This is a genomic window from Prosthecobacter sp., assembly GCF_044222565.1.
Taxonomy (GTDB): domain Bacteria; phylum Verrucomicrobiota; class Verrucomicrobiia; order Verrucomicrobiales; family Verrucomicrobiaceae; genus Prosthecobacter.
Genome location: NZ_JBGANA010000031.1, coordinates 37418 through 61349 on the forward strand (window position 1 = coordinate 37418; position 23932 = coordinate 61349).

16 protein-coding genes and 1 pseudogene are annotated in these 23932 nt (G+C 60.9%); 8 read left to right on the forward strand and 9 right to left on the reverse strand.

Annotated features, from left to right (window positions below; translation table 11 throughout):
- Window positions 1-38 precede the first annotated feature (38 nt).
- On the reverse strand, window positions 39-1760 hold the full coding sequence (locus tag ACILSR_RS29455) for an SUMF1/EgtB/PvdO family nonheme iron enzyme (protein ID WP_395753406.1): 1722 nt from the start codon (window positions 1758-1760) through the stop codon (window positions 39-41).
- A 100-nt stretch (window positions 1761-1860) separates the two neighbouring features.
- Between ACILSR_RS29455 and ACILSR_RS29460 the strand changes: the two are divergent.
- Window positions 1861-2739, forward strand: a pseudogene (locus ACILSR_RS29460) (YhcG family protein); the annotation flags it as partial.
- A 38-nt stretch (window positions 2740-2777) separates the two neighbouring features.
- Here ACILSR_RS29460 and ACILSR_RS29465 read toward each other — a convergent pair.
- The 7 genes from ACILSR_RS29465 to ACILSR_RS29495 all read right to left on the reverse strand — a co-directional run bounded on the left by ACILSR_RS29465 (window position 2778) and on the right by ACILSR_RS29495 (window position 12356).
- On the reverse strand, window positions 2778-3755 hold the full coding sequence (locus ACILSR_RS29465; RefSeq protein ID WP_395753407.1) for a tRNA dihydrouridine synthase: 978 nt from the start codon (window positions 3753-3755) through the stop codon (window positions 2778-2780).
- Window positions 3756-4649: 894 nt separating this feature from the next.
- A complete protein-coding gene (locus tag ACILSR_RS29470; RefSeq protein ID WP_395753408.1) occupies window positions 4650-5540 on the reverse strand; it encodes a hypothetical protein in 891 nt (296 codons plus the stop codon).
- A 29-nt stretch (window positions 5541-5569) separates the two neighbouring features.
- On the reverse strand, window positions 5570-8521 hold the full coding sequence (locus ACILSR_RS29475) for a kelch repeat-containing protein (protein WP_395753409.1): 2952 nt from the start codon (window positions 8519-8521) through the stop codon (window positions 5570-5572).
- 231 nt (window positions 8522-8752) lie between these two features.
- The gene (locus ACILSR_RS29480; RefSeq protein ID WP_395753410.1) at window positions 8753-9871 is read right to left on the reverse strand and encodes an iron-containing alcohol dehydrogenase; all 1119 of its coding nucleotides are present in this window, start codon (window positions 9869-9871) and stop codon (window positions 8753-8755) included.
- 70 nt (window positions 9872-9941) lie between these two features.
- Window positions 9942-10268: a hypothetical protein gene (locus ACILSR_RS29485; RefSeq protein ID WP_395753438.1), complete on the reverse strand. Its 327-nt coding sequence runs from the start codon at window positions 10266-10268 to the stop codon at window positions 9942-9944.
- A complete protein-coding gene (locus ACILSR_RS29490; RefSeq protein ID WP_395753411.1) occupies window positions 10189-11265 on the reverse strand; it encodes an aldehyde dehydrogenase family protein in 1077 nt (358 codons plus the stop codon). The genes ACILSR_RS29485 and ACILSR_RS29490 overlap by 80 nt, the downstream gene beginning before the upstream one ends.
- A gap of 86 nt (window positions 11266-11351) precedes the next feature.
- Window positions 11352-12356, reverse strand: coding sequence for a lysophospholipid acyltransferase family protein (locus ACILSR_RS29495; RefSeq protein ID WP_395753412.1), 1005 nt, complete (start codon window positions 12354-12356; stop codon window positions 11352-11354).
- Window positions 12357-12535: 179 nt separating this feature from the next.
- Between ACILSR_RS29495 and ACILSR_RS29500 the strand changes: the two genes are divergently transcribed.
- The 4 genes from ACILSR_RS29500 (at window position 12536) to leuS (ending at window position 18108) form a co-directional block, all read left to right on the forward strand.
- The gene (locus tag ACILSR_RS29500) at window positions 12536-13537 is read left to right on the forward strand and encodes a M28 family peptidase (RefSeq protein WP_395753413.1); all 1002 of its coding nucleotides are present in this window, start codon (window positions 12536-12538) and stop codon (window positions 13535-13537) included.
- 327 nt (window positions 13538-13864) lie between these two features.
- Entirely contained in the window at window positions 13865-14539 is a 675-nt protein-coding gene (locus tag ACILSR_RS29505) for a transposase (RefSeq protein ID WP_395753414.1), read from the forward strand.
- A gap of 350 nt (window positions 14540-14889) precedes the next feature.
- Window positions 14890-15357, forward strand: a complete 468-nt coding sequence (locus ACILSR_RS29510; protein ID WP_395753415.1) for a hypothetical protein — start codon at window positions 14890-14892, stop codon at window positions 15355-15357.
- 57 nt (window positions 15358-15414) lie between these two features.
- Window positions 15415-18108 carry a leucine--tRNA ligase gene (leuS, locus tag ACILSR_RS29515; protein ID WP_395753416.1) on the forward strand — a complete coding sequence of 898 codons (2694 nt, stop codon included), beginning with the start codon at window positions 15415-15417 and terminating at the stop codon, window positions 18106-18108.
- Window positions 18109-18367: 259 nt separating this feature from the next.
- Here the strand turns inward: leuS and ACILSR_RS29520 are convergent, their stop codons facing one another.
- Complete coding sequence (locus tag ACILSR_RS29520) at window positions 18368-18853, reverse strand: hypothetical protein (RefSeq protein ID WP_395753417.1); 486 nt, start codon at window positions 18851-18853, stop codon at window positions 18368-18370.
- Window positions 18854-19034: 181 nt separating this feature from the next.
- On the opposite strand from ACILSR_RS29520, the gene ACILSR_RS29525 reads away from it, so the two are divergent.
- The 3 genes from ACILSR_RS29525 (at window position 19035) to ACILSR_RS29535 (ending at window position 23928) form a co-directional block, all read left to right on the forward strand.
- A complete protein-coding gene (locus ACILSR_RS29525) occupies window positions 19035-20015 on the forward strand; it encodes a glycosyltransferase family 4 protein (RefSeq protein WP_395753418.1) in 981 nt (326 codons plus the stop codon).
- Window positions 20016-20025: 10 nt separating this feature from the next.
- Window positions 20026-22197, forward strand: coding sequence for a 1,4-alpha-glucan branching protein GlgB (gene glgB, locus ACILSR_RS29530; RefSeq protein WP_395753419.1), 2172 nt, complete (start codon window positions 20026-20028; stop codon window positions 22195-22197).
- Window positions 22198-22323: 126 nt separating this feature from the next.
- Window positions 22324-23928 (forward strand): hypothetical protein, encoded by a 1605-nt coding sequence (locus tag ACILSR_RS29535; protein WP_395753420.1) that lies wholly within the window; start codon window positions 22324-22326, stop codon window positions 23926-23928.
- Window positions 23929-23932: the final 4 nt, after the last annotated feature.

Below are 23932 nucleotides of genomic sequence, written 5' to 3' on the forward strand. Positions count from 1 at the left end.
TCAGCGGCCTGTTGGGAGATCAGCAGAAGGACATGTGGTTATTCTTTGGCCACACCATTGTTCCAGGCCGCGTACATTTCTTCCACGGTGGGGATTTCAAGGGGGCGCACGATGCGGAAGCCGAGCCAGGTGGCGTCTGTCAGGTACCAAATGCTCTTCGGCAGCTGGGGGTCCTGCTGCTTCCACAGCGGGTCGGAAGCCTTGCGGGCGGCGCTGCGGAGGAGTTCGGCATCGTCATCATAGGTGCCGCCTTTGGCCACGTGCGGGTAGGGGGTCTTGGAGCGCACCCAGTCGTTGCCGAGGATGGCTGCAGCAGGGGTGGTGGGGGTGTACTGGTCCAGGCACCATTCGCAGACGTTGCCGTAGATGTCGTAAAGTCCCCAGGGATTCGGCTTCTTGGCGCCGACTTTGGAATACTGGAAGTTCGGGGCGTTGTCGAAATACCAGGCGTATTCCTTGAGCTGAGCTTTGTCATCGCCGAAGAAATAGGCGGTCTTCGTGCCGGCACGGGCGGCGTATTCCCACTCGGCTTCGGTGGGCAGGCGGTAGAACTGGCCGGTCTGGGCGCTGAGCCACTGGCAGTACTTGTTGGCGGCATGCTGCGTCATGCAGATGGCGGGCATGTGCTCGCGGCCCATGCCGAAGTCCATCGGCTGGTAGGGAGGCGTGGGTTGGGAGATGAGGTCTTCCGGCTTGTCGGTCGGATTCCAAACCTGGCGGGAGCCGTCCTTGTTGCGACCGATGCTGGTGAGCTGGAAGGGCTCGTATTCGTCCCAGGTCACTTCGTATTTGCCCATCCAGAAGGGCTTCATGGTCTTCTTCACCTGCGGGCCTTCGTCGTCGCCACGATTGGCCTCGCTCTCTGGGCTGCCCATGGTGAATTCACCGCTCTTGATCACCACCATGCTGAAGGGGATGCCGGTCTTTGGAATCTTCGAATCGTAGGGCTTCATCTCCGCCTCTTTCTTTTCCTTGGAGGTCTGCACGATGAAGGCGTGAATCTTCTTCACCAGTTCCATGTTGTCCGGGTTGTTCGAAGCCGGGCCCTTTTTCTCCTTGGCGGTGAGCTTGAGGTCATCCGGCCAGGGCGCACCCTGCTGGATCCAGAGTTTGAGGTAATTGATGTCCTCCTTGCTCAGTGGGCCGCCGCTCTTCTTCGGAGGCATCAAATCGTCGTCATCCGCCGCCAGGGTGGTGGAGTGGTAGATGGCGCTCTTCAGGTCAAAGGGCTTGATGTTCGGGGCGTTTTCGCCGGTGCTGAAGGCTTCCTTCTTGGTGGTGATGATCCAGTCGCCCTTGGCTTTGTCCGCATTGTGGCAGGACACGCAGTTCTGCTCCAGGATGGGCTGGATGTGCTTTTCAAACTTGATGCGCGGGGTCTGCTCCAGCACCACGCCAGCAGGCCACTCGGCGCCCTGCTCGATCCAGGTCTTGATCACCTCGATCTGGGACTTCTCCAGCGCGCCTTCCTTCTTCGGCGGCATGGCGGTGTCTTCGTCAGAGGCGAGCAGCAGCGTGGTGTAGATGGAGCTCTTCTTCAGATCACCGGGGGTGAGGCCGGGGCCGTTTTCGTTGCCCTTCTTGATGTCTTCCAGCGTGTGCATGCGGAAGTCGCCCTTGTCCTCTTTCTCGCCATGGCAATGGGTGCAGGCACCTTCGAGGAGGGGCTTGATCTGCGTGTTGAAATCAACCTTCTCCGCAGCGCCGAGAAGCGCGGGAGCCAGGGCCAGGACAGACAGGAGGGGTCGGGGTGAAAACATGGGTTGTCCGAATAGCATAGGCTTGGGAGGATGTCCAATACGAGGAAAGGTCTTGGAAAATACGGGTTCTCAAACTTTCCCCCCCCTAAATGATGCTGTGGGGGCGAAGGTGATTGAACGCCTCTCCCTGGATCTGCGTTCCGCCTTCCCGGAGGTGAAGGGGTTTTCTTCCCGCAACCTCAAATACATGCGTGCTTTCGCCGAGGCGTGGTCTAGCGAGGAATTTGTGCAGCAAGCTGCTGCACAATTACCGTGGTTTCATCTTTGCACCCTCATTGACAAGCTTAAAACGCCCGAAGAGCGCGAGTGGTATTTGCACAAAGCCGTCGAGCACAACTGGTCCCGCAGCATCCTGGTGATGCAAATCGAATCCCGTCTGCTGGAACGTACTGGAAGAGCTGTGACCAACTTTGCTCTCAGTCTGCCAAAACCGCAGTCTGATCTGGCGCGGGAATCTCTCAAAGATCCGTACCGTTTCGATTTTCTGAGGCTGACGGAGGAGGCGCAAGAACGGGAAATTGAAGGGGCACTGGTGAAGCACGTCACCAGCTTCCTACTGGAACTGGGCGCAGGCTTTGCCTTTGTAGGGCGGCAGGTGCTGCTGGATGTCGGCGGGGAGGAGTTCTTTCTGGACCTGTTGTTTTATCACCTCAAACTGCGCTGCTACGTGGTGATCGAGCTCAAGGCCGGAAAATTCAAGCCAGAGCACCTCGGACAGTTGAGCTTTTATCTGACGGCAGTGGATGCCCAGGTCAAGCACTCCACTGACGGGCCTACCATTGGCCTGCTGCTCTGCAAAAGCAAAAACCAGGTGGTGGCCGAATACGCGCTGCGTGATAAATCGCAACCGCTCGGCGTGGCAGAATATCAGTTGGTTGAGTCCCTGCCGCCTGAATTACGAACAAGTCTGCCGAGCATTGAGCAGATCGAGCGAGAACTGGCTGGCAGCGAACTGCCGGAGGAAGAGCCGCAGGACTGAATTGCGTCGTGTTTGTTTCCAATAGCCGTGCTCGCGATTTAAACCTCAAACGCCCTCGAGCACACCTCCATGATCCCCGCCCGCGTGGTGCAACGGCGCATTTGATTGAGGAAGGTTTCGGGATCGGCGAGGCCCCAGGCGAAGAAGTTGAGGTGCTTTTTAATGCGGTTCACCATGTCCAGCTCGCGGGTGTTGGGCAGGGTCACGCACTCGTACAATTCCTCCACGTAGCGCAGGCGGTCGGCGGGGGTGGGGTGGAAGACGGGTTCTCCGCGCACATGCTGGCGGATCTGGTCAAACATCCAGGGATTGCGGATGGCCCCACGCCCGAGCATGTGGCCGCGCACGCCGGTCTGCTGCGCCACGGCGGCGGCGTCGAGGTGGGAATTGATATTGCCATTGGCCAGCACGGGGCAGGGCAGGGCGGCGGTGGCCTGGCCGATGAGATCGTAGCGCACGCCTTCGCGATACATCTGCAGCACGGTGCGGCCATGGATGGTCACGAGATCCACGCCGTGCTTGGAAAAGAGCGGCACGAGGGCGTCGATGGTTTCGGTGTCGTCAAAACCGAGGCGGGTCTTTACGGTGAACTTGATGGAAACGGCCTCCCGCAAAGCGCCGAGAATGCCCTCGATGCGCGGCACGTCCCGCAGCAGCCCGCCGCCCGCGCATTTCTTGTACACCACCGGGGCCGGGCAGCCGAGATTCAGGTCCACGGCAGCGATGTTGTAATGCTGCAATTCTTTGGCACTGCGCACCAGCGAGGGGATGTCATTTCCAATCATCTGCGCGATCGCCGGCTTCCCGGTGGGATTGTGGATCAGCGAGGCGAGGATGGGCTTGTCCAGGTGCGAGTCTGTGTGCACGCGGAAGTACTCGGTATAATACACGTCCGCCCCGCCGTAGCGGGCCATGAGCCGCCAGAACTCCAGATCGGTGACATCCTGCATCGGCGCCAGCGCCAGCAGCGGCTCGGGCCGGGCGAGGAGTTGGTCGAGATGGGCGGTGGGGGGCACTGCCGTCTCTTAAACACGGATGCGGCGGATGTTCATGGGAAAAGGTGGGCAAGGGCGCATGCAAACCGTTCCACGAAAGAGGTTTTGGGGGTTTTGGGGGTTTTGGGGGTGATTTTTGGAAGGAGGACATTTTTTTTCGCGGGTGCGAGTTGCCCGCCCAGGCTTCGCGGAACTCGTGAAAACGCGCTGCCCAAAACCGGTTTTGATGGTTTCGGAGGTTTCGGAGGTGCATTTTGGAAGGAGGACATTTTTTGAGGAGGCAGGTTGGGGCGGCTGGCTTCCATTCCATGGCAGGATTTTCCTCCTTAAGTCCTGTTATGACCGAATAGGTCATGGTATTCCTTGGTTTGCCACGGGCCTGCTTTTTCTCCTGATAGCAAGGAGGGGGTGATGTGCCTGGATGAGCAAGGCGGTTTTTATCCTTTGAGGCTGGTACACCATGGGGCATGGGGTTGCATCATGGATGCCGGCCTCTCTTTGATACCAATAAAGTTAGACCACCTGAAAAAACACTCCTTCTAAAAAGAGGCATCAAAACCAACGAAACCCCTTCGGAATCGGGTCTCGGGAGCTTTTTTTGCGGCACTCCGCCAGGACGAGATGCTCTTGGGGAGGTGAACCATCTCAGACCACTCTCTGACTGCATGACACCAATGGGTGAACGAGGGAGCGTGAAGGATCAAGATGCTCCCTTTCTTTCATGTCGAAGCTTGGTCATCAATCGTCTGTCCTTATGCCCCCGCGAAAAAAGGACTCTCTTCCAAAAAGAACCCCCAAAACCCCCAAAACCTCCACGCCGGTACTGATGACCACCACGAAAAAAAGGGCTCTCTCCAAAAAGAACCCCCAAAACCCCCAAAACCTCCGAAGATGGGGGCGAGATGGCGGAACCGGTCACGGATAGCTGATCTGTACGCGGTAAAATTTGCGGGTCGAAACTCCGTCCGGATCGGTTACCGTGCGGGTCTGGCCGTTGTCCTGGATGGTGGCTCCGGTCAGGGGCAGCCAGTTTTGGAAGTTGGTGCTGTACTGCACGGTGTAGGTGCGGTCGGAAAGGCGGGGGCTGATGGTGATGGTGCGCCCGCCTGCGCCCCCTGACGTGGTGAGGAAGCGTGCGGCGTGGTCGGTGGGGTTCAGGCCGGCGGTGTATTTGAAGAGGTTGTTCTGCCCGGTGCCGCTCGCGTCCGCAGTGGCGGTGCCGAGGGGATTGTTGACGCCGAAGTATTGCGCCTGCCAGGTGTCGGGGATGCCATCGGCGGCGTAGATGCCGAGGTCATCCGTGCCGGTGTTGTTGATGGTGAAGCCGAGGGTGCCAGCGATGCCGCGAAAGCTGCCCTGCGCGGTGGCGGCGGTGGTTTGATAGACATTGCCAGCAGTCGCCAGGCCGCTGCTGCTGATGCTGGCCAGCGGCCCGCTGAGCACATTCCAGCTCAGATCGCTGCCCAGCAGGGAGGTCGTGGTGGCATCGTCCAGAGTAGCCGTGGCAGTGATCTGCTGAGTGGTGGCTTCATTGAGGGTGGTCTGGGTGGCGGCGAGCTGCACTGCCGTTACTTCCGTGAGCTGACCGATGTAGCCGCTTTTGAGCGTCTCTGCCGGAGAAGCAACGGAGGAGGTGCCGGAGATGCCGCCGAGGCTGCCATCGCCGCTGTAGCTGGCGCTGGTGACATGAACCCCGCCGCTACTGAGGGTGTCAGCTGTGATGGTGTAGCTGGCGCTTGTACGAGGCCCGGCATGGGCGCTGGTCATTGCTGCCAGGAGAAGGGCGAGAAGCGGGAGGTGTCGCATGATCTTGGAAGGGTGAGTGGTTAATTCAATCATGGCCTGCGATAGAGGTAGTAGGACTGGGGCGGAGTGTAGCGGTAGCCTTTGTCAGAAGGATTGCCAAAAAGCGGTCCACCGACGTTTGAAATCCCGCCCCACATCAGCATTTCGCTGCCGGTCCAGACGCTGGTGCCAAAGGTGGCGGCAGGTGCGCCGGAAGAGGTAAGGCTGCTCCAGGTGTCCGTGGCCGGGGTATAGATGCCGCCGGTGTAGCTGATCGTCCCTGTACCGCTCGCGGCCCAGAGGATGAGGGAACTGCCAGTCCAAACGGTGGACGCACTCTGGAGGGTCCCGGTGGGGCCTCCGGTGGCGGCGGGGGCCTGCCAGTAGTCTGCTGTGGGAGAGTAGAGATAAAAGCTGCCGCCGGAGCTGGTGCCGGCACCAGCTCCGGGCGCATAGGCGGCCAGTCCGGTGCCAACCCAGAGCGGGGGCACTGCCCAAGGTGTGGGAGTGTTCAGTGCCGTGGGTGCGGCCGTCATCGTCAGCCATGTGTCAGAGGCCGGATAGTACAGTCCGCCGTTCATGAGGGTGGAGCTGAAGACCATCATCTCTTTGCCGGACCAGGTGACGGACGGCACTGTGAGGCTAAATGAGGCGTTTGGCGCATTGGTGGTGGAGAGGCTGCTCCAGGTGTCAGAAACCGGATCGTAGCGGCCGCCATCGCTGACCTGCATGGAAAGACCGTCGGAAGTGCCACCCCATACGATCATTCGATTGGTGGGAGCACCCGCCCAGACCATGCCCGGCTGCGCGCGTGCGGAGGGGGCGGAAGCGGTACTCATCGGCGTCCAGGTATTGGTCTGCGGATTGTAGCGCGCTCCGGTGTTCAGCGTCGTCATCATAGGGGCGTTCCCATTCATCCCGCCCCAGACGATCATCTCCGTGCCCGTCCAGACCGCCGAATGTCCGAAACGGCCGGAGGGGGCATTGGTGGCGGGCAGGGGCGTCCACACACCGGTGGCGGGGGTGTAGCGCGCGCCGTCATTGAAGGTGAAGTCAATGCCATTGGCGGGGGCTGAAAAGTTGCCTGCCGTGCCACCCCAGACGATGAGATCCGTGCCGGTCCACACAGCGGTATGCCCCAAACGTGGTGCGGGAGAGCCATTGGCCAGCGCCGTCCAGGTGCCGGTGGCAGGCTGGTAGCTGCCGCCGTTTTTGAGGAACTTGGAGGTGGAGCCAAAGTCCGGTGTTTGCACGCCTGACCAGACGATGATGCGGTCGCTGGCGGCCGTCACCGTGGCCTCGGTTCGGTAGGCCGGGGCATTGCTGGCGCTCAGGCTCTGCCAGGTGTTTGCCACGGGATCATAGATGCCGCCGTCCTGGTAGAGGTTTGCCACCAAAGGAGGCGCGCCACCAGACATACTCTGCCCGCCCCACACGATCATCTTGCCACCCAGAATCACGGCTGAGTGGCCGGTGCGTGCCGCGGGTGCGCCTGCCGTGCTGACGCTCGCCCAGGTCGATGTGGTGGGATTGAAGCGGTAGCCGGCATTGCTGTAGTTTGTCGTGCCGTCATAGCCACCCCACAGGATCATTTCAGTTCCCGTCCAAGCCGTGGTGAAACCCGTGGAGGAGATAGCGGGATCTCCCGGCACACGCGGCAGCGTCTGCCAGGTATCCGTGGCAGGGGTGTATTTGCCGGCGGACGGCAGCGTGGAGTCTCCCACGGTCTGGCTGCCCCACAGGATCATTGAGGACCCGGTCCAGACTCCCGACCAGTAAATCGAAGGTCCCATTTCAGCCGGATTGGCCGCCATGCTGGACCAGGTGTTGGTGGCCAGATTGTAGCGCTTTCCCACGCCCCCGCCGCCTGGGTAGCTGGAGCCGAAGGTCAGGGGAGTCATGCTGCCACCCCAGATGAGGAGGTCCGTCCCCGTCCAGAAGGCCTGGGCGCGGCTGCGACCGTCTGCGAAGGGCATGGTGCCATTGGGGGCCATCGCCGTCCAGGTATCAGTAGCCGGGGTGTAAATGCCGCCGGTGGCCAGCACCGTCGGCGGTGTGCCGACAGCGCCTGAGCCTGCGGTGGTCTGCCCGCCCCAGACGATCATCTGCGTGCCCGTCCATACCGCATTGTGGTAGAAGCGCGGCTGAGGCGCTCCCACTGTGGAGATGGGGGTCCATGCGCCGGTGCTGGGATTGTAGCGCAGACCGCGATTGATGGCCTTGTAGGAGGGGGGCATGCCAATGGTGGGGGTATCAGGCACCACGCCGCCCCAGACCAGCAGCTCCGTGCCGGTCCACACGGCCGTGTGCCCGGCCACGGCGTCTCCGCTGGGCATCGGCGTCCAGCTTTCTCCCAAGGTCGTGCTGGAGGGATCCCGTACAAAACCCTGCGCGAGCAAGGCGGTGCTGGCAGGGTCATTGGAAGCCACGATGCCGCCGCTGGGTATGGCTCCCAGGCCGCTGGAGGAAAGGTTCGCCGCTGCAGCGCCTGGCGCCAGCTGCGTGCCGCCCACCGCGCCCGGCGCGATCATGCTGCTGGTGATGGCTCCATTGGGCACACCACCCGCCGTCATCGCATAGCCGACAGCCGCGATGCGCTGATCCGGCGTCAGAAGCTGGAAACCGTTGGTGCCATCATTGAACCACACCCGCAGGCGCACATCTGAATTGGTAAACACACTGGCTGGAACGGCGGTCATGTTTGCCAGCGTGGTGTCTCCCAATAGAACGGAGTAGAGTCCCTTGCTGACCGTCAGGCCCACCGCCGCCGCTGGCTGGCTGCCTGCGGTGCTGGTGCCGTCGTTGCTCCAGTAGGTGGTGCTGCCGGTTGCGTTCACCAGTGCAAATTTGAACTGTCCGGAACCATTGAAGTTCACCGAACCCACCGCCACGCGTCCCTGATAGCTGAGGAGACCGGGCACCTGCGCAGGGAGCACGCTGCTACCGACGGCAGCGAGGAGGCTCAAGTACAATGCCAGGACAGGAAGGCGGAAGGGTCTCATAATGAGTTGAGCTTTTAAGAGTTGAACCCAGCGGAAGCATCCACCACCGCAACTCCGCAGCCGTGGAAAAATCGAAACCGGTGATTCGACTATGCAAGCCGCGTCACCTGTGTCGAGGATTTTCTTAGCGTGTTTCTTGTGTGCGATTTAGCACCCGGTTTTCGCGCTGCGGGCATGTGGTCGATGTTGCGCTGCGCTTTCCACGACTACCTAAAGCCCGCGAGTGCTTTTTTACAAAGCCGCGCGGTACAGCTCCACGAAATCCTCCACACTCGGGACGCGTGGATTGAACTGGGCGGTCCACTGCTTGGCGGCCATTTCCGCGAGATCGCGCAGGTGCTCTTCCTTGGCGCCGTAGTCGCCGATGTTGCGGGGCATTTTGGCTTCCCACAGCAGTTCGCTCACACGGTCGGCGAGGTCGCCATCGAAGTAGCTTTTGTAGATGGCTGCGATTTCAGGATCGTGGGAATTGAAGCGGATGACGTGGGGCATCATCACGCCCACGGCTTCGCCATGTACCACGTGAAACTTGGCGGTGAGCGGATTGGCGCAGGAGTGCGCGGCGCCGAGCATGCTGTTCTCAATGGCGATGCCGGCATAGGCCGCGCCGAGCTGCATCATGCCGCGGGCCTCAATGTCCTTGGGATCGCGTAGCACCCGGCTGAAGCCGCTGTGGCAGAGGCGGAAGCCCTCGCGGGAGTAAAGGGAGGAAAACGCATTGCGCTTGTTGGTCACCGCAGTTTCCAGCGTGTGCGTCAGCGCATCCATGCCGGTGCAAACGGTGACGCGGTGCGGCTGGGAGACGGTGAGCTCCGCATCGAGAATGGCCACCTTTGCGGCGGCCTTGGGATCGCCGCAGGCCATCTTCACATGCGTTTCCGCATCGGAGATCAGCGCAAAGCTCTGGCACTCGCTGCCGGTGCCGGCGGTGGTGGGGATGGCGATGAGCGGCAGCATGGGCTTGGCGGCCTTGCCCACGCCCCAGTAGTCGTGCATGCGGCCGCCGTTGGTGAGGATGAAGTTGCAGCCCTTCGCGGTGTCCATGCTGCTGCCGCCACCGAGACCGATGAGGAAGTCCGCCTGAAACTCGCGCGCAGCCGCCACGCAGGCCGCCACGTCCTCCGTGCTGGGGTTTTCCCGCACCTCTCCAAACACACGCGCCTGCAGCCCAGCCTCCACGAGGAAGGAAACGGCGCGGGTGACGTAGCCCGCTTTTACAATGCCAGGATCGCTCACCACGAGAACGCGCCTGCCGCCGAGATCGCGTGCCAGCTCCCCCACACGCGCGAGCGTGCCGGTGCCGTAGATGAGCCGCGTGCGCGGCTGGTAGTCGAAGGAGGCGAGGGACATGAAGCGAGGGTGCGGAATTCGAATCTGATAGAGATGTCAGAACAGGCTGGCAGCCTGTATCACAATCAGATCACGCGCAGTCGATCGAACGGCGCTTGTACAGGAACTCGAACATGTTCCCTTCATGCGGCTGGTCCCAACTGATCTTCATGGTGCTGATCGGCCCGATGTTCAGGCGGTCGATGTCGCCGCACTCCAGCAGGTCGCTGATGAAGGCAGGGTCCTGAGTGATGGCGGTGACGATGAGAGAGTAGCCGATGCGGCCGAGGACTTCGCTCTGCGGGACTTCCAGCACGCTGGCGTAGGGGCAGAGGAACTCACGGTTGGCCAGCGGGTGCTTGTTGTCCGAGCACCAGATGATCGAAGGGCGCAGGAAGGTGCCGCCTTCCATTGGCAAAACCGGAGAGACGAGCGTTTTCGTCGTCGGATGAGGTGGGCTTCACCGGACCCAGGCGCTCGGCGAGCGCGGTGGCGATTTCCTTGCCATACTTCGGCACGATGACGGCCGAGGCATTGATGCAGGAACGGCCGCCGTTGTCGCTGATGGAGGCGACCATCACATCGAGGTAGTCCTTCCAGTTTTCGATCTTGTCCTCGCCGATGATGATCTTGCTCCAGCCGGGGCCATGCACCTGCACGGCGGGATTGCCCTCATACATCTTGGCCATGTTCACATCGCCAAAGACGAGGTTGCGGCCGCTGAGCTTGACGACTTCGCCGCTGCCTTCGTGGTCGGTGGGGTAGAAGCCGAACGCCTCAGGGGGAGCACCCGCGGCGATGAAAGCCTGGATGAGACGATACGGCGTCCATGGCTCCTCACGGCCTGGTTTGATGACCACGGGGATCTTGAGAGCGATGGCTGGCAGCCAGAGGGAATTCACCGCAGGTGAGTTGCTCGGCATCACCAGGCCGAGGGACTTGGTGGTGGGGAAATAGGACACCGGGCAGCCGGACTGCGTGCCAAAGCCGCGGTCGATCACGCTGAGATCCAGGCCACGGGTGAGGCCGTTGAGGATCACCTTCATGTTCGTCAGCGCGTAGTGCAGCTTGGTCATGTTTCGCTTCACCATGATGTGCGGCAGGCCGCTGGTGCGGGAAAGCGTGGCGATGTATTCCTGCGGGGTCTGCGTGTGGCCTTTGTCGCCCAGGGGCAGGGTGCCATTGAGGAAAAATTCACCTGCCTTGGCGGTGATCTCGATGAGCTGCTCCACGGTGAACTTCTTCAGCGCGGCGCGTGCCTCACCGATCCGCGCCAGATCTTTGCGAACGATGCCTGCATTTACCTGGCTGATTTCGGCGCAGACCTCGCCGGTTTTGTGATCTTTGACCTGGGCCTTGTCGAGCGACTCATAAGGGCGGCCTTTGCGAAGAGCGGGGAGATGGGGGATGGACATTGGCGGGTTGTTTTATGGAAGGCGTGAGGATTACGTGTGCCAGTCACGCGGGGCAATGGAAAAACTGGCATCTGCGGCCAAGTCTTTCAGGCGTCTGTGCGTGAGGCGGCTGGCGGGACATCTTCCGTCAGCAGTTCAGGAGGCACCATCTGCACCAGAGCCTTGGAATAATTGGAGTAGAATGGATAGGAAGGGTGGGGGATGCCTGGTTTTCCCACCGGCCGGTAGCGCCACTGCTTGTACATCCAGAGCCAGCATTCCGGGTGTTTGCGGATCTCCTGTTCAAAGATGTCCCAGATGCGCTGCGTCACCTCACGCGTGTCATCCTCCGGCTTGGGCTCGATGGCCTCAAACAGGTGGGCTTCGTAGCGGCCGTCAGGAAGCGGGCGGCACACGCCTGTGATGATCGAAAGGCCAAGCCGCTTGGCCAGCTCCACATGCAGAGTCGGCGCGGAGGTCCACAGCCCGTAGCACTGGATGGCCGCCGCCGCTCTGCCAGGAGAGATGCTCAGGTCCGTCAGCAGCCCCGCATGCCCCTTGCGCTTCAGCGCCTTCATGAGCTTGATCATGGCATTGTCCTGCGAGATGAAAGTGTGCCCGGACTGCTCCCGCAGCCTTTTGAAAAGATGAGTGATGGCGGGGTTTTTAAAATCCTGCGCCACCACGGTGAAGGGGAAGCCGCGAAATCCCCACACCTGGCTGACGAGCTCAAAGTTGCCAAAATGCGGTGTCACCCACACGGCACCATTCTGGCGCGCCCTTTCTTCAGAGGGCAGATCGGTGATGATATCAAAGTGCTGCCGCCAGTTGTCCGCGGTGAGGCTGGGGGACCAGAACAAATCCACGAAGGTACGGGCGAACACCTCGTAGGAACCGCGCGCGATGCGCCGCCTCTCAGCCGGGCTGTATTGATCGCCAAAGGCGCAGCGCAGATTGTCCAGCGCCGTGGTGCGCCCACGTGCGTCCAGCCAGAAGGCCAGCGTGCCGAGCACACGTGACAGCACCATGAGCACATGGCGTGGCAGCCGGGGCAGCAGCCAGACGGCCAGGTCCAGCAGTTGGATCTCAATAATGTATCGAAGCTTTTTCACGGGATGAATGGAACGGGGGACTGCGGGTGTTACGATGGTGGATGGCCGCGTTCAACTTGAATAGCAGTGCTGGCTGCGCCAGTCACGCGGCGGATTTTGCCATCCCCCATTCAGCGCAAAAATATCAGCCTCACTTCACGTGGCATTTGGTGTTTGCACAAAATGCGTTACGATGATGCATGCCATCCCCCAACCTCAGCAGCATTCTCAAGCGTCTCCTCAAACAGCCGACGGCTCCCTTTCATGAATACCATGTGCGTGCGGAGATCGAGGCCCTGCTCAAGGACTGCCCCCATGTGAAGCTGAAGCATGACAAGTTTGGCAACCTGCTGGCCACTTACAAAAACGGCAAAAGCAAGAGCAAGCCCACCTGGGTGCTGGGCGCACACATGGACCACCCGGCTTTCATCAAGCCTCCAGGCAGCACCAAGAAGGATGAATGGGATTTCCTCGGCGGCGTGGGAAAAATGGAAGTGGATGCCGGTGTGAAGCGCGGCCTGCGCAAAGTGAAGGGGCAGATCGCCACCTGGAATTTCCCGGTCAACATCACCAACACCCGCATCGAAGCCACCGCTTGCGACGACATCATCGGCTGCTCGGCCATTGTGATGACCTTTCTCGAACTCGCCCGCCTGAACATCCAGACGACCGTGCATGCGGCCTTCACCCGTGCGGAGGAGGTGGGCTGGCTCGGTGCCTGGCATCTCGCCCAGAACTGGCCCTTTGGCCCGGACAGCGTCTTCCTTTCTCTCGAAACCAGCCGCCCCGTCAATGGCGCTGTCATGGGCGGCGGTCCCATCCTGCGCGTGGGAGACCGTGTTTCCATTTTTGACAACGAGGCCATGGCCGTGCTCATCACCACCGCCAAAGAGCAGGGCATCCGCGTGCAGCGCTGCCTGCTGGACGCCGGGGCCTGCGAAGCCACCGCCACCCAGGCTTCGGGTGTCCGCAGCGTCGGCATCTCACTGCCTCTGGGCAACTACCACAACCTCAACGATGCGCGGCAGATCGTGCCTGAATTTGTGATGATGGACGATTTGAAGTCCATGATCGACCTTCTCAAAGCCCTCGTCGCCACCAAGCACGACGGCATCGGCGAACGCACCATCCGCGAACGCGTGGAATTGCGCATGCAGGAACACGAAGCGCATCTCAAGGCGGGATCGAAGCTCTTTAAGTAAGGGCCACCGGAGCACGGGCCTCCGAGCCCGCAGCACTCCGCGAAACGCCCGTAGCTCCGCGCTGTCCCAAGCTTCTCTCCCATTGCGGTTGCGATGCCAACAAGCCAGTGCCGGAGCGCGGGCCTCCGAGCCCGCAGCACTCCGCGAGGCGGACGGAGCGCCGCGTTGTCCCCCGCCGCTCCTCCATTCCGGTCGCCTTGCCCCTGCGCACCTTCCGCTGGGTGGGAAGGGGATTCTTCGTGTCTGCCACCTGCTGCGGGCTCGGAGGCCCGCGCTCCGGGTGCTGCTTCCACTTGCGCCCGCGTGGCGATATCGTTTGCTTTGGGAATGAGCGAAGATCCTCTTACGCGTCCGGACGGCGCTCCACACAATCCAGACGTGCGGCAGGTTGTCACCCGTCAACGACGCAGTTCGCAAAATCCCACGCGCGAGGAGCAGATTCTGGGATTTCGCGGCTGGAACGAACGGGGGTATATCCCTCATCGGGATGAACCGGGGCTGACACAGTTCGTTACCTTTCGGCTCGCCGACAGCTTTCCCGAAGAGTTGCGGGCAGAGTGGGGCAAGCTGCTCAAAATCGAGGACGATCGAGAACGCCGGACTCAGCTTGAAGCCTGGCTCGACCTCGGCCATGGCGCCTGTCATTTGCGTCACGAGCACCTGGCGCAAATGGTGTCTGCGTCGCTTCGAAAGTTTGATGGCGAGCGTTATGGACTGACCGCCTTCACCATCATGACCAACCATGTACATGTGCTGTTTGACGTGCATGATATCCCGATGTCCGACATCATTGGAAGCTGGAAGCAATACACTGCCACGCAGGCCAACAAATACCTCGGCCGCTCCGGCCCCTTCTGGCAGGCAGACTATTGGGACACGTACATGCGCGACGACGCTCACGAGGAGCGCACCATCCGCTACATCCGAAACAACCCTGTGAAGGCCGGACTTTTGGCCGACTGGCGTCAGTGGCCCTGGACATACATGCGCGATGATACCTGATAAGTCAGCACCGGAGCGCGGGCCTCCGAGCCCGCAGCACTCAGCGAGGCGGACGGAGTAACGCTCTGCACTAGACTGCTCTCTCAATTCGGTCTCGACGCCAACAAGTCAGCACCGGAGCGCGGGCCTCCGAGCCCGCAGCACTCCGCGAGGCGGACGGAGTGCCGCGTTGTCCCACGCCGCTCCTCCATTCCGGTCGCCTTGCCCCTGCGCACCTTCCGCTGGGTGTGAAGGGGATTCTTAGTGTCTGCAACCTGCTGCGGGCTCGGAGGCCCGCGCTCCGCAGCCTTCTAGCCCGCGCCACGCTTCCCCGCGTTTTCCATTGCCAGCCTACCGATTCGCCTGCTAGCATGCCATTCATGCACGCGAGCGATGACCTAAATTTGGCGGTCGATGCAAGTGAAGCGGAAGTCGGTGATGACCGATTCGATGGCTCGGACCTCTGCCCGGCTTGTCTGGCGGAGGTGTCAGTGGGCTGCAAGTTTTGCCCGGCCTGTGCTGCGCCGGTGGCTCCGCTGGCGGCCTGGACGCCCTTTGACCGCATTTTTGCGGAGGGCTATATTTACCGGCAGGCGGTGGCGGCACCGCGCAGGCTGCTGGTTTTTATGGGCGCGATGCTGGTGTTCTTTCCGTTGTTTGCCACGGGGACGGTGCTGTTTGCCTGGAGCGCTTTCGTGGCCAAAGAGTACAGTCTTGACCTGCTGGAAGGGGCCTTTATCACGCTGGTGGGAGCGCTGGGGATGTATCACGTCACCCTCAATTATCTGAACCGGCCGGCCTGTGGCACGGAATCGCCGTCGGAGGGCGGAGAGTCTTGAGGTGATGACGCAGGCAGCTTGACCTCGCCCACGCCCTCGCCTTCTTTCGCGCCCCCTATGAGCAGCGAGCAGCGCAAAGCGTTTCCATTTTCCGAATTTGAACCGAAGTGGCAGGACGTGTGGGAGGCCAAGAAGGCCTTCCGCACGCCAAACCCCGGCGATGCCGATTTCGATGCCTCGAAGCCGAAGTACTTCGTGCTCGACATGTTCCCATACCCCAGCGGCGCGGGCCTGCATGTGGGACATCCGGAAGGCTACACCGCCACGGACATCATCGGCCGTTTCAAAAAGATGTCCGGCTACAATGTGCTGCACCCCATGGGCTGGGACGCCTTTGGCCTGCCTGCGGAACAGTATGCCATCAAGACCGGCACGCACCCCCGCGTGACCACGGAGAAGAACGTGGCCAACTTCACCAAGCAGCTCAAGAGCCTCGGCTTCGCCTATGACTGGGACCGCGAGGTGAACACCACCGATCCCGGCTACTTCAAATGGACGCAGTGGATCTTCCTGAAGCTGTATAACTCGTATGTCGGCGACGATGGCAAAGCGCACCCGGTTTCCGAACTGGAGGCCAAGGGCCTGAGCCGCGAAGAGATCGACTCACGTCGTCTCGCTTACGTCTCCTCCGCGCCCGTGAACTGGTGCCCGGAACTGGGCACCGTGCTCGCCAATGAAGAAGTGGTGGACGGCAAAAGCGAAGTCGGCGGCTTCCCTGTGGAGCGCCGTCCGATGCGTCAGTGGATGCTGCGCATCACCGCGTATGCCCAGCGCCTCATCGATGAACTCGATGGCCTCGACTGGCCGGAGAGCATCAAGCTGCTGCAGCGCAATTGGATCGGCCGCAGCGAAGGCGCGCACGTGAAGTTTCAAATCGTGGGGCAGGGGAGCGATGTCACGGTCTTCACCACTCGCCCAGACACGCTGTTCGGAGCCACCTACATGGTCTTCGCGCCCGAGCACGCGCTGGTGGATCAGATCACCACGCCGGAGCAGAAGGCGGCGGTGGAGGCTTATCGCAAAACCGTTGCTTCAAAATCCGACCTGGAGCGCACCGAACTCGCGAAGGAAAAGAGCGGCGTCTTCACGGGCGCTTACGCGATCAATCCCGTCAACGGCAAGCAGATTCCGATCTGGATCGCCGACTACGTCCTCATGGGCTACGGCACCGGAGCTATCATGGCCGTGCCTGCGCATGACGAGCGTGACTTTGAATTTGCGCAGAAGTTTGGCATCAGCATGACGAGCGTCGTGCTGCCGCCGGAAAACTGGCTCAGAAAATATGTCATTGAGAGTCGGCAGCAGGAGTCCGTTGCCGAACTGGAGCGCATGTGGATTGAAGGAGCGATTGATGTCAGCAACCACGTCTTGTTGAGTGCCTATTACGATTATCCTGCTTTTTGCGACGCGGGTATGGCCATCAATTCATCCAACAAAGAACTTTCTCTCGATGGTCTGCCAATGGACCAGGCAAAAGCGAAAATCACCGCCTGGCTCGAAGAAAAAGGCCTCGGCAAAGGCACCACCAACTTCAAACTGCGCGACTGGCTCTTCAGCCGCCAGCGCTACTGGGGCGAGCCCTTCCCGATCGTGTGGGAAAACGGCAGCCACCGCAGCATTCCTGAAAGCGAGCTGCCGTTGATGCCGCCGGATCTGGAGGACTTCAGGCCCACCGGTACGCCAGAGCCTCCTCTCTCCAAAGCCACGGACTGGGTGCAGTACTCCGCCACCGCGAAGCGCGAACTGAACACCATGCCGCAATGGGCCGGCTCCTGCTGGTACTACCTGCGCTATTGCGATGCAAAGAACAGCGAGCGATTTGTCGGCGAAGCCGCTGAGAGCTACTGGATGGGCGGTGGCAAACCCGGCGGCGTGGATCTCTACGTCGGCGGCACCGAGCACGCGGTGCTGCACCTGCTGTATGCGCGTTTCTGGCACAAGGTGCTGTTTGATCTGGGTTTTGTCACCACGCCGGAGCCTTTCCAGCGTCTGGTGAACCAAGGCCTCATCCTGGGTGAAGACGGCCAGAAGATGTCCAAGTCCCGCGGCAACGTGGTGAATCCCGATGACGTCGTGCGCGAGTACGGCGCGGATGCGCTGCGCCTGTATGAGATGTTCATGGGCCCGCTGGAGCAGGTGAAACCCTGGAGCATGAAGGGCGTGGAAGGCGTGTATCGCTTCCTGGCCCGCGTGTGGCGTCTGGTCATGGAAGTGGATGACGAAGGCGTGTGGAGCGTCTCCGCCGCGCTGCAGGATGTGCCTGCCAACAAGCAGCTCACCAAGGCGCTGCATGAGACCATCAAGAAGTGCGGTGAGGACATTGAGAAGCTCAGCTTCAACACCGCCATCAGCACGATGATGATCTGCACCAACGCTTTCGTCGGCGCGGAGGTGAAACCCGCCTCTGCCATCGTCACCTTCCTGAAAGTGCTCAGCCCCTTTGCTCCGCATCTGGCGGAAGAACTGAATGCCCGCATCGCCAGCAAGTTCCCCGCACTGGCTGTTCAGGGCCTGCTCAGCGACGCCACCTGGCCGCAGTATGATCCCGCAGCACTCATTGAGGACGAAGTGGAAATCGTCTTCCAGGTGAACGGCAAGCTGCGCGACAAAGCCCGCGTGCCCATTCAGGCCACCAAGGAGGAGATCGAAAAGATCGCCCTCGCCAGCGCCCGCGTGCAGGAGTTCATGGAGGGCAAGCCGCCGAAGAAGATCATCGTTGTCCCCGGCAAGCTGGTGAACATCGTGGTGTGATATCACGCCCCATGGCAAACCGGTCTGCATGCCACTGGCAGCAGACCGGTTTTCGAACATGCGCGGCACTCCGGCCGTAGGTTGGACGTGTTTGGCGTCGAGAGCATTTCATCCTCCATCGCTTTCTCCGCCAAACCGCCCGACTGCGAGGACGTTCGTACGCCTCAGAGATTGCAACATGCTCGAAGACGGGCGCGCTTACGCCACGACCGTCTTACGTCCATGCCTAGGCCGCCCAGGCCACACTTTCTATCTTTCACTATCTCAGCTTCGGCAGGCCCACTCCCAGCGCGTTCAGCTCCGCACGCACGGCGTCCATGTCCTCCGGGGACACCATCAGCATGGTGTAGGCGCCGCTGGCATTGCAAACGATGAAGGCCGGCTGGAGGCCGGTTTTCGCCACGCTGTTGAGCTGGGCGTCCATGTCCTTTTCGTTGGTGTAGGAGAAGTGAGAACACGGCCCCTTCAGCTTGAGCTTGCTCGTGTAGATGCCGCGCGACTTTCCGCCGTCATATTCAAAGTAGATGATCTGCTCTCCCTTGCGCTGCATCGCCACCGTATGCGCGCTAAATTCTGCAAAGGGCATCCATGGGGAGAAAAGCTTCTCGCGCTCCTTGCTTTTGGAGCCTTCCACCTTGGAAGGGTAGGTCATGTGTACATCGTCCTTGTCTTTGGCCTGCGAGAGGGGCAGGAGCACAAGCCCCAGAGACAGGACAACCCAGACGAAAGAGGTCTTTGCGTTCATGGCGGGAAGTCATAAGTGATTTCACGGAATCTTGTCAAGCATCGTGGCGCTCTTTTGCATGGGGAGAATGGTCCCGCCCGACAAATCTCTTGGGTGTAAACCCTGCCTTAGAGCATGAGGCACAGGCGCTTAAGCACTCCAGCATTTGCGCTGGCGTGGCATCCGCGCTCCTTTAACCCTCATGCGCATCGCCTTGCTCCACTATTCGAAGCCGCCCGTCATCGGCGGCGTGGAGCGCGTGATCGGCGAGCAGGCAGCAGCCCTGCGAATGCTGGGGCACGAGGTGGAGATCCTCACACGCAAAGAATGGCGCGTGGAGGGATGGGATGCCGTGATCGTCCACAACGTCTTCACCATGCCCTTTGATCTGCCGTGGACGAAGGAACTGATCAAGCTGACCCGCTCGCGACCGGACATCCGCTGGATCAACTGGGTGCATGACGTGCGCTGGTCCAGCCAGGTGCCCAAGGCGGTGCATGTGGCGGTGTCCGAGTTTCGCCAGCAGGAATATGCCAGAGTGGCGAGGGAACCGGTGCGGATGATCCCCAACGGCTGCGACGCCGCCGCGGTGCTGGGCCTGACGGAGCGGGTGAAAGCACTGGAACTGGAAAAAGCCGGGCTCGTGCTGCTGCAACCCACGCGATTTGTGCGGCGGAAGAACATCGAGTGCGGCCTGCGCCTGCTCGCTGAAATACCCGAGGCAGTGTACCTCGTGACAGCCGCACCCGATCCGCACCAGAAAGACGGAGTGAAGTATTTTCGTGAGCTGAAACGGCTGGCCAGAGAACTCGGCGTGCATGAGCGCGTCTGTTTTCTGGGAGAGAAAGGAGTGCTGACGGACCATGATGTGCGCAGCCTCTACCGCATGGCGGACCTGCTGTTTTTCCCCAGCACGCAGGAGGGCTACGGGCTTCCTCTCATCGAGGCGGCGCTGCATGGCGTGCCCGTCTTCTGCTCGCACATTCCAGCGCACCGGGAGGTGGCGGTGGGAGCCACGTTTTTCAAGCTCACAGCGTCTCCCGTGGGCCTCGCGCGCAAGATCAGGGCGCATCCTGCCGTGCGGGCCCGACAGTTGCAACGGCAGATGATGGTACGGCTGGCGTGGCCGCGAATCGTTCAGGAGATGCTAGAGCCGTTGCTTTCTGGCGGAAACACTCCATGAATGGCTCTCAATGAGCCCCAATTCCCCCCAGTCCGAAATCGATGCCGTCATGGCCGCACGACATCCTGATGTATTTGCCTTTCTCGGAGGGCATGACCTCGGCCATGGGCGCCAGGTGGTGCGCACCGTGCAGCCCTACGCCAGAGAGATCACTGTGATCGTGGGCGATGAGCGCGTGGCCACCGGAAAGCTGCACAAGGACGGCTTCTTTGAATCCGTCACACCAGCGGGGACCTACGAACTGGAAATCACCACGCATGAGGGGGAAACCACCCGCCAGCGGGATCCCTATTCCTTTGGCCTGCAGCTCGGAGATCAGGACATGTATTATTTCCGCGAGGGCACACACCAGCGCCTGTGGGAGATCCTGGGAGCACGGCTGAAAACGGTGAACGGCGTGGCCGGCTGCCAGTTTGCCGTGTGGGCGCCTAACGCACAGCGCGTTTCTGTGGTGGGCGACTGGAACCGCTGGGACGGCCGCATGCATGTGATGCGCAACCGCATCGAGGCCGGCATTTGGGAAATCTTCATCCCCGGGATCACGGAGCAGGCGCATTACAAGTTTGAGCTGGTGGACAAGCACGGCCATCTGAGCCTGAAGAGCGACCCCTATGCTGTCTTTGCTCAGCACGGCACGCAGACTTCCAGCCTGGTGTTTGACCTGGACCGCTACCTCTGGTCTGACGGCGAGTGGATGCAGAAACGCGTGAAGCATGACCTCTACCACACCCCCATGAGCGTGTACGAGGTGCATTTCGGCTCATGGAAGCGCAAGTCTGAGCAGGGGAACCGCTGGCTCTCCTACAAGGAGCTGGCAGATGATCTCATCCCCTACGTGAAAGGTCTGGGCTTCACGCACATCGAGATCATGGGAATCGCCGAACATCCGTTTGACGGCTCCTGGGGCTACCAGGTGACGGGCTACTTTGCGCCGACGAGCCGGTTTGGGAATCCGGACGAGTTTCGTGAATTTGTGGACCGCTGCCATCAGGCCGGTCTGGGCGTCATTCTGGACTGGGTGCCCGGGCACTTCCCGAAGGATGCGCACGGCCTGGCCAAGTTTGACGGCACTGCCCTCTACGAGCATGAAGATCCACGTCTGGGCGAGCACCAGGACTGGGGCACTCTTATTTTCAACTACGGCCGCCACGAGGTGAAAAACTTCCTCATCTCCAATGCGCTCTACTGGCTGGATGAGTTCCACATCGACGGTCTGCGGGTGGATGCCGTGGCCTCCATGCTCTATCTTGATTACTCACGCGAGCCCGGCCAATGGGTGCCCAATCACTTGGGCGGGCGCGAGAACCTTGAGGCGATCGCCTTCATGCGCGAGCTGAACACCCTGTGCTACGCCAAGCACCCTGGCACCACCATCATCGCCGAGGAAAGCACGGCCTGGGCGGGCGTGTCGAAGCCTGTCAGCACCGGCGGTCTGGGCTTTGGCTTCAAGTGGAACATGGGCTGGATGAACGACAGCCTGCGCTACATGGCCGAGGATCCCATCCACCGGAAATACCATCATGGAGAAGCCACCTTCGCCATGATCTACGCCTTTGATGAGAACTTCATTCTTGTTCTCAGCCACGATGAAGTGGTTCATGGCAAGGGCTCCCTCATCAACAAAATGCCGGGAGACCGCTGGCAGAAGTTTGCGAACCTGCGCATGTTCCTGTCCTGGATGTGGATGCACCCAGGCAAGAAGCTCCTGTTCATGGGGGGCGAGTTTGGCCAGTGGAACGAATGGCGTCATGATGGCAGCCTGGACTGGCACCTCTTCCTCGGAGAAGAGCACAGCGGCCTGCAAAGCCTCGTCAAAGACCTGAACCACCTTTACACCAGCCGTCCGGCGCTCCACACCAAAGATCATGAGCCCGGCGGTTTCCACTGGCTGGATGCCAACGATGCCGACAACAGCATCTTCGCTTTCGTCCGCTCCGCGCCAGATGGAGACAAGGTGACGGTGATCGTCAATGCCACTCCTGTGAGCCGCATCGGCTACCGGGTGGGCGTGGCCGAGGCGGGCACCTACCGTGAACTCCTCAACAGTGACGCTCCCAGCTACGCGGGCTCAGGAGTGAGCGCTGGCGCAGGCTTCCAGGCTCAAAATGTCCCCTTTCAGGGGCAGCCTTGGAGCGTGGTCGTCGATCTCCCACCGCTCGGGACGCTCGTGCTGGGACGATGAAAGCGGGGCAGCGCGCATCTACGGCAGCCGGAACGACAGGGCACTCTCAAGTGCAGTCGCTTCGAGCTTGACCGTGTGATCATGGCCCCGCTAATATTATACTTAATACTTTCGTCCAAAGGTCTCATGACTTCCGATCTGCCAACCTATGCCGATGCACGCAAAGCACTGCGCTTTGCCTTCCGTCTGGCCCTTGCAGGGGGCTTGCTCCTGGCCGCTCCTCTGGCCAGTGCTCAGTCCGCCGACACAGACACTTCAAATCTGACAGCCACGACCGCCTCGACGGTTTCCGGTGCGACGATTTTGGTGAACAACACCTCGGGGGCGGCTCTTACCGGAATCACCATCGTGAATGGCGACTCACTCATCAGGTCGAGCGACAGTTTGACCTTCGGGACTTTGACGTTCGGGACTGCCACGACAACAGCAGCGGACAACACAACCAGCAACACGTCGCAGTTCGTTATCGATCCGCTGACAGTGACTGGGGGCACGATCTCACTGGCAAACACAACGACAAACACCACGCAGACTGTAACCGATCCTTTGACGCTCGGCAGCTCTCTGACCTTGACCAGTGGCAGCAGTTTGAGCATGACCACCGCCACCGCCGGGACTCTGCAGGTGGCCAGCGGACTGACGCTGAGCAGCGCCACCACCACCATCAGCAGTGGCACCCTTTCGCTGACCAATGCGGTGAATGGAGCACTCTCGGTCAACGGTGGTCTGTCCTCCGGCCAGCTGAATTTAACGAACACCTACGGCTCCTCTCTTGTAGTCAATGGCTCAACCATCGGTGCGATCAGCTCAAATACGCTTACCTTGAACAACGGCGGCATCGTGGACCTCACGAGCCTTTACTCTTCAGGCCTGAATTTGACGATCGGCGTCATCGGCAGCAATGCCAGCGTCCTCACGCTCGCAACCACGAGTTCGGGTGTTTCCATTGGCATCGGAGGATCATCCACAACCTCTAGCAGTGGCACCATCACCGTCTCGGCCTTGGGCAGTCTCCCAGCGGGCAACACCCCCAGCAGCGCCACCTTTACCACACCCGCGGTTTCTCTCATTGGTGTCGGCAGTCTTGGGAGCCAGAGCATCACTGAGCGTGGCGTGATCTACTCGCAGACTTCGGCGAACACCGCTCCCACCGTGGGTGATCCCGGAGTCGTCAAGGTGGTGCATACCGGCACGGCTGCCAGCGGCGGCAGTTTCAGTCTCACAGCTGCAGGGCTGGCGCCTAGCACGAGCTACACCTACCGCGTCTATGCCACGGACAGCACGGGCGCCACCTATCTCTCCCAGCCCTCCACTTTTACCACCCCCAGCGTCCTGCAAAACTGGCGGCAGACCTTCTTTGGCACCACCCAGGCGGCTGCTCAGGCAGCGGACAATGCAGATCCCGATGGCGACGGCGTGCCCAACCTGATGGAGTTTGCCACGGGAAAAAATCCCACCACCGCGCAGAATGCCGCAGCTTCGGCCACTACCGCGATCAATGCTGGCGTTCTGGAGTACACCTACACTCGCAGCCTGGATGCCGTGGCCTCTGGCACCACCTTCAGCGTGGAATGGAATGACAGCCTCAATCCCAGCCAGTGGAGCAGCACCGGAGTGACGGAAGCGGTTCTCTCAGACAACGGTCTCGTCCAGCAGGTCAAAGCCAGCATTCCTCTCGGTGCCACGGGCAGACGCTTCGTGCGGCTGAGTGTGCTGCCACCTGCGCAGTAAGACG